Genomic DNA, 5,022 nt, shown 5'->3' on the forward strand with positions numbered 1-5,022 from the left:
CCCCGGCCGCGCCCGACACCCGTCCGGGCGCGGCCCCGCCACCGGAAGGAACCGCCCATGACGCTCACCGCCCGCACCGCCACCCTGGCCGCCGTACTCGCCGCGACCACCCTGCTCACCGCCCACGCCCAGGCCATCGACCTCAGCAGCCTGCCGGTGGTCGGATCGCTGCTGGGGGGGGCGGCGGCGACGCCGCCGAGAAGGCCGCCGACGCCGTCGAGGACGCGGTCGACGACGCGACCTGACCGGTCCACCCGCATCCCATAGGGCGCCGAGAATCGGTCCGTCCCCGGTGGCGGCCGGGGTGCGGTCGGTGCTCGGTGGGGTCAGTGCTCCGGTGCGGTGAGGCCGAGGGCGGCCAACCGTTCGGGGTCGGACAGGATCTCGATGGCGGTGATCCGGCCGCCGGCGACGGTGAACCCCATGACCGAGATCACGGCACCGTCGACGCTGTTGACCAGCCCGGCCGCTCCGTTGACCCGTGCGGGGCGGCTGGTCGCCAGGGTGGCCATGCGGTGGAAGGTGGCGGCCTGGCCGAGTACCGCTGCGCGGCCGCGCAGGACCCGCGTGCCGCCGGGCAGGGTCGTGCCGCCGTCGGCGCGCAGGACGACGTCGGGGGCGAGGACGGCCACCAGGGCATCGGGGTCGCCGGCACGCGCGGCGGCGAGGAAGGCGTCGACGGCGCGGCGCTGGGCGGCCGGGTCGGGGCCGGGTTCGGGCGCGGTGCCCCGCACGCGGTGGCGGGCCCGGTCGGCCAGGTCGCGGGCGGCGGCCGGGGTGCGGTCGATGATGGGGCCGATCTCCTCGAACGGCAGCCCGAACACGTCGTGCAGGACGAAGGCGAGCCGTTCGGGCGGGGTCAGGGATTCGAGCACCACGAGCAGGGCGAGGCCGACCGAGTCGGCGATCAGCGCCTGGTGCTCGGGGCCGGTGTCCGGTGCGCCGACGATCGGGGCCGGGGGCGGCGCCGCGCCCCGTTGCGTCCGGGTGCGGAGCACGTCCAGGCAGACCCGGCCGACGACGCTGGTCAGCCAGCCGCCGAGGTCGCCGATCCCGCCGGTCTCGGAGCGGGCGAGCCGCAGCCACGCCTCCTGGACGGCGTCGTCGGCCTCGGCGCGGGAGCCGAGCATCCGGTGGGCCACCGCTTCGAGGTGGGTGCGGTGCTCCTCGAACCGTTCGGCCAGGAACAGGAAGTCGCGCTCGTTCATGGTCGCCTCTCGTCATCGCCGGCCGGCGCCGGTACTCGCGCCATTGACGGTCCGCGCGCCGCCGATGTGACGCACGCGACCGGTCACATCCGCCGCGACCCGTCCGTCATGGCAGCGACCGACGACGAACGGAGCGGGAGACGATGGGTGAGTTCGAGATCCACGGGACGGTGGCCGACGGTTTCGCGGCGGTGCGCGAGGAGTTCGCCGCGGCGGTGGCCGCCGAGGGCGGCGAGTCCGGGGCGCAGCTCGCGGCCTACGTGGGCGACCGGTTGGTGGTCGACCTGTGGGCCGGGGACGGGGTCGGCGGCGACACGCTGACCGGGGTGTACTCCTCGACCAAGGGCGCGGCGACGCTGGTGGTGGCGCTGCTGGTGCAGGACGGTGTGCTCGACCTGGACGCCCCCGTGGCCGGGTGCTGGCCGGAGTTCGGCGCCGCCGGCAAGGCCGGGATCACGCTGCGGGACGTGCTGTCGCACCGGTCGGGGGTGATCGGCGTCGACGGCGGTCTGACCGCCGACGAGCTGGCCGACGACCGGGTGATCGCGGCGCGGCTGGCCGGGCAGCGCCCGTACTGGCGGCCGGGGACGGCCTGCGGTTACGGCGGGTTCGTGTCGTTCGCGATCGTGGGCGAGGTGGTCCGCCGGGTCGCGGGCCGGTCCGTGCAGGAGGTCTTCGAGGAGCGGGTCCGCGCGCCGTACGGCCTGGACCTGTACCTCGGGCTGCCGGAGGCGCTGGAGGACCGGTACCGGGAGGTCCTGCCCGGCCTGGCGAGCCCGGAGGAACTGGCCGCGTTCTGGGCGCAGGTCCCCGGCCCGCAGAGCATCACCGGGATCGGGTACGGGCTCGACTCCACGCCGCCGCTGGACCAGGTCGCCTTCCTCAACACGCGGCGGACGCGGGCGCTCGGCCAGGCGTCGGCCGGCGGTGTGGGCAGCGCGCGGGGGCTGGCCGCGATGTACGCGGCGGCGGTCTCGGGGATCGGCGGGCGCGCCCCGCTGCTGACGCCCGACACCGCCGGCGAGTTCGCCATGCTCCACTCGATCGACGGCGACCTGGTGGTCGGCCCCCAGGGCCGGTACGCGCTCGGGTTCCAGGCCAAGGGGCTGCGCTACACGTTCCTGGGCGCCCGGGCGTTCGGGCACGGCGGCTCGGCGGGCGCGGAGGCGTTCGCCGACCCCCACAGCGGCGTCGCCTTCGGCTACACCCGGCGCCGGTTCTCCTTCAACTGGTCCTACCCCGAACACGACCGGCTGGCCGCCGCGGTCCACCGCGCCGCCACCGCTTCCTGAGGAGACCGTGATGACCTCGCGAACCCGCGACGCCCGTACGTCGGGCGAGAAGACCGGTCTGGCGCTCCTGGTGATCGCCGCCGCCCAACTGCTGATCGTGATGGACGGCACCATCGTGACCGTCGGCCTGCCCGTCATCGGCGCCGGCCTGGACATCGCGCCGACCGACCTCGACTGGGTCCTGACGTCGTACGCGCTGGCGTTCGGCGGGCTGCTGCTGGCGGGCGGCCGCGCCGGCGACCTGTTCGGCCGCCGCCGGATGTTCCAGGCCGGGTTGGTGGTGTTCCTGCTCGCCTCCGTGCTGGGCGGTGCCGCCCAGGACGGCGCCACGCTGATCGCCGCGCGCGTGCTGCAGGGGGTGGGGGCGGCGGTCATCGCCCCGGCCGCGCTGTCGCTGCTCGCCGACACCTTCCCCGCCGGGCCCGCCCGCAACAGGGCGCTGGGCGTGTACGGGGCGATGGGCGGCCTGGGCTCGGTGGTCGGCCTGCTGCTGGGCGGCGCGCTGACGGAGTACCTGGGCTGGCGGTGGATCATGTTCATCAACGTCCCCATCGCGCTGGCCGTGCTGGTGGGGACGCTGGTCCTGGTGCCCGGCACCCGTGAGCGCGGCGGCATCGATCTGCCCGGCGCGGTCACCGCCACGCTCGCCCTCGGCTCCCTGGTGTACGCGATCAATCGGGCGGGGTCCGACGGCCCGACCGACGGGTGGACCCTGGCCTTCGGTGCGGCCGCGCTGGTGCTCGGGGCGGCGTTCGCCGTCATCCAGCGCAGCGTGCGCGCCCCGATGCTCCCGGCCGGGGTGCTGGCCGACCGCGGCCGGCTGGGGGCGAACCTGGTCATGCTGCTGATGGGGGCGGGGCAGTTGGCCACCTTCTACTTCCTCACCCTGTACATGCAGGAGGTGAAGGACTTCTCGCCCATGGTCACCGGGGTGGCCTACCTGCCGTTCGCCGTCGGTATCGGCATCGGGTCCGGTGCCGTCGGGCCCCGGTTGCAGGCGCGCTTCGCCCCCGGCACCGTCCTGGCCGGCGGCATGGTGGTGGCCACCGCCGCGATGGTCTGGTTCAGCATGCTCGCCCCGGGCCAGAGCGCGCTGGCCGTGCTGCTGCCCGCCCAGCTGGTCGCGGGCATCGGCCTGGGGGTCGGGTTCGTGGCGGCCACGATCGGCGGGGTGCAGGGCGTCGCCGCCGAGGATTCGGGGATCGCCTCGGGGCTGATCAACACCAGCCAGCAGATCGGCGGCGCGCTGGGCCTGGCGGTCCTGGCCGGTGTCGCCGTCAGCGCCACCGGCGGCATGCCCGCCGGGACCCCGCTGGGGGACGCGCTGACCCACGGCTACACGGCCGGCCTGCTCGGTGCGGGCGCGTTCTACCTGGCCGCCGTCCTCACCGCCGCCGTCCTGATGCGCCCGAGCCCGGCCCGCCCCGCCCACCCGCCGGTCACCTCCGAGCACCCGCCCGAGAAGGCACCCGCCACCGACCGGTGACGCACCGCCGGGACCCCGCCATGGCTCTGACCTGGGGGGTCCCGGCTCCGCCCGCGCTCCGAACCCGGGCCACCAAGCGAGACGGTTCGTCCCGTCTTGACATAGAAGCGCCGGGCACTCCATACTCTCCAACGAGGCGGAACGGTTCGTCTCGTGAAACGAGAGGGGACCTCATGACGACCGCCAGAGCGTGGTTCATCACCGGCGCTTCGCGCGGACTGGGCCGGGCGTTCACCGAGGCGGCGCTGGCCGCCGGGGACAACGTCGTGGCCTCGTCCCGCAACGTCGAGCCGTTGGCGGACCTCGCCACCGAGTACCCCGACACCCTCGTCGTGCTGCCGCTGGACGTCTCCGACCGCAAGGCCGTGTTCGCGGGCGTCGACCGTGCGGCCGCCGCGTTCGGCCGACTCGACGTCGTGGTCAACAACGCCGGCGGACTGCTGTACGGGATGGTCGAGGAGGCCACCGAGGAGCAGGCCCGGGCGCACCTGGACGTCAACTTCTTCGGCGCGGTCTGGGTGGCGCAGGCGGTCCTGCCCCATATGCGGGCCCAGGGCGGCGGGCGCCTCCTGCAGGTCACCTCGATGGGCGCGGCCGGCGGCATGGCCACGGTGGGGTTCTACGGCGCGGGCAAGGTGGCGCTCGACTCGGTCAGCGAGGCGCTGGCCATGGAGGTCGAGCAGTTCGGGATCAAGGTCACCATCGTGGAGATGGGCGGCTACGACACCGGCCTGTTCACCAAGGGCATCACCCAGACCGAGCCCCTACCGGCCTACGACGCGCTGCGCGCCGAGATCGCCGAGATGTGGGGCGAGGAGTCCGGGCCGGACCCCAGCACCGCCGCCCCCGTGATCATGGAACTGGCCGGCCTGCCGGACCCGCCCCGCCGGCTCATCATCGGCGGCACCGCCTTCGACCAGGTCCAGGAACTGGACAAGGCCCGCGCCGACCTGTACCGCGAATGGGAATCCCTCAGCCGCAAGGCCCCGGGGTAGACCGCTCGGGACCGCACCGGCCCCGGCCGCCGATTCGGCGG

5 protein-coding genes are annotated in these 5,022 nt (G+C 74.9%); 4 read left to right on the forward strand and 1 reads right to left on the reverse strand.

Features of this window, described 5'->3' with window-relative positions:
• The first annotated feature begins 57 nt into the window (after window positions 1-57).
• The gene (locus NT8_RS29650; RefSeq protein ID WP_157515999.1) at window positions 58-267 is read left to right on the forward strand and encodes a hypothetical protein; all 210 of its coding nucleotides are present in this window, start codon (window positions 58-60) and stop codon (window positions 265-267) included.
• A gap of 59 nt (window positions 268-326) precedes the next feature.
• Here the strand turns inward: NT8_RS29650 and NT8_RS27130 are convergent, their stop codons facing one another.
• Window positions 327-1,208 carry a sigma-70 family RNA polymerase sigma factor gene (locus tag NT8_RS27130; protein ID WP_067975690.1) on the reverse strand — a complete coding sequence of 294 codons (882 nt, stop codon included), beginning with the start codon at window positions 1,206-1,208 and terminating at the stop codon, window positions 327-329.
• 143 nt (window positions 1,209-1,351) lie between these two features.
• On the opposite strand from NT8_RS27130, the gene NT8_RS27135 reads away from it, so the two are divergent.
• The 3 genes from NT8_RS27135 (at window position 1,352) to NT8_RS27145 (ending at window position 4,981) form a co-directional block, all read left to right on the forward strand.
• Complete coding sequence (locus NT8_RS27135) at window positions 1,352-2,500, forward strand: serine hydrolase domain-containing protein (protein WP_067975692.1); 1,149 nt, start codon at window positions 1,352-1,354, stop codon at window positions 2,498-2,500.
• Window positions 2,501-2,510: 10 nt separating this feature from the next.
• Window positions 2,511-3,986 (forward strand): MFS transporter, encoded by a 1,476-nt coding sequence (locus tag NT8_RS27140; RefSeq protein ID WP_067975695.1) that lies wholly within the window; start codon window positions 2,511-2,513, stop codon window positions 3,984-3,986.
• A gap of 173 nt (window positions 3,987-4,159) precedes the next feature.
• A complete protein-coding gene (locus NT8_RS27145; RefSeq protein WP_067975698.1) occupies window positions 4,160-4,981 on the forward strand; it encodes an SDR family NAD(P)-dependent oxidoreductase in 822 nt (273 codons plus the stop codon).
• Window positions 4,982-5,022 lie beyond the last annotated feature (41 nt).

This window comes from Nocardiopsis trehalosi NBRC 14201 (assembly GCF_001552555.1).
GTDB classification, from domain to species: Bacteria; Actinomycetota; Actinomycetes; order Streptosporangiales; family Streptosporangiaceae; genus Nocardiopsis_B; species Nocardiopsis_B trehalosi.

Coding starts and splice junctions, on each gene's coding strand:
- NT8_RS29650 (WP_157515999.1), top strand. CDS start 58: ATGACGCTCACCGCCCGCACCGCCACCCTGGCCGCCGTACTCGCCGCG.
- NT8_RS27130 (WP_067975690.1), bottom strand. CDS start 1,208: ATGAACGAGCGCGACTTCCTGTTCCTGGCCGAACGGTTCGAGGAGCAC.
- NT8_RS27135 (WP_067975692.1), top strand. CDS start 1,352: ATGGGTGAGTTCGAGATCCACGGGACGGTGGCCGACGGTTTCGCGGCG.
- NT8_RS27140 (WP_067975695.1), top strand. CDS start 2,511: ATGACCTCGCGAACCCGCGACGCCCGTACGTCGGGCGAGAAGACCGGT.
- NT8_RS27145 (WP_067975698.1), top strand. CDS start 4,160: ATGACGACCGCCAGAGCGTGGTTCATCACCGGCGCTTCGCGCGGACTG.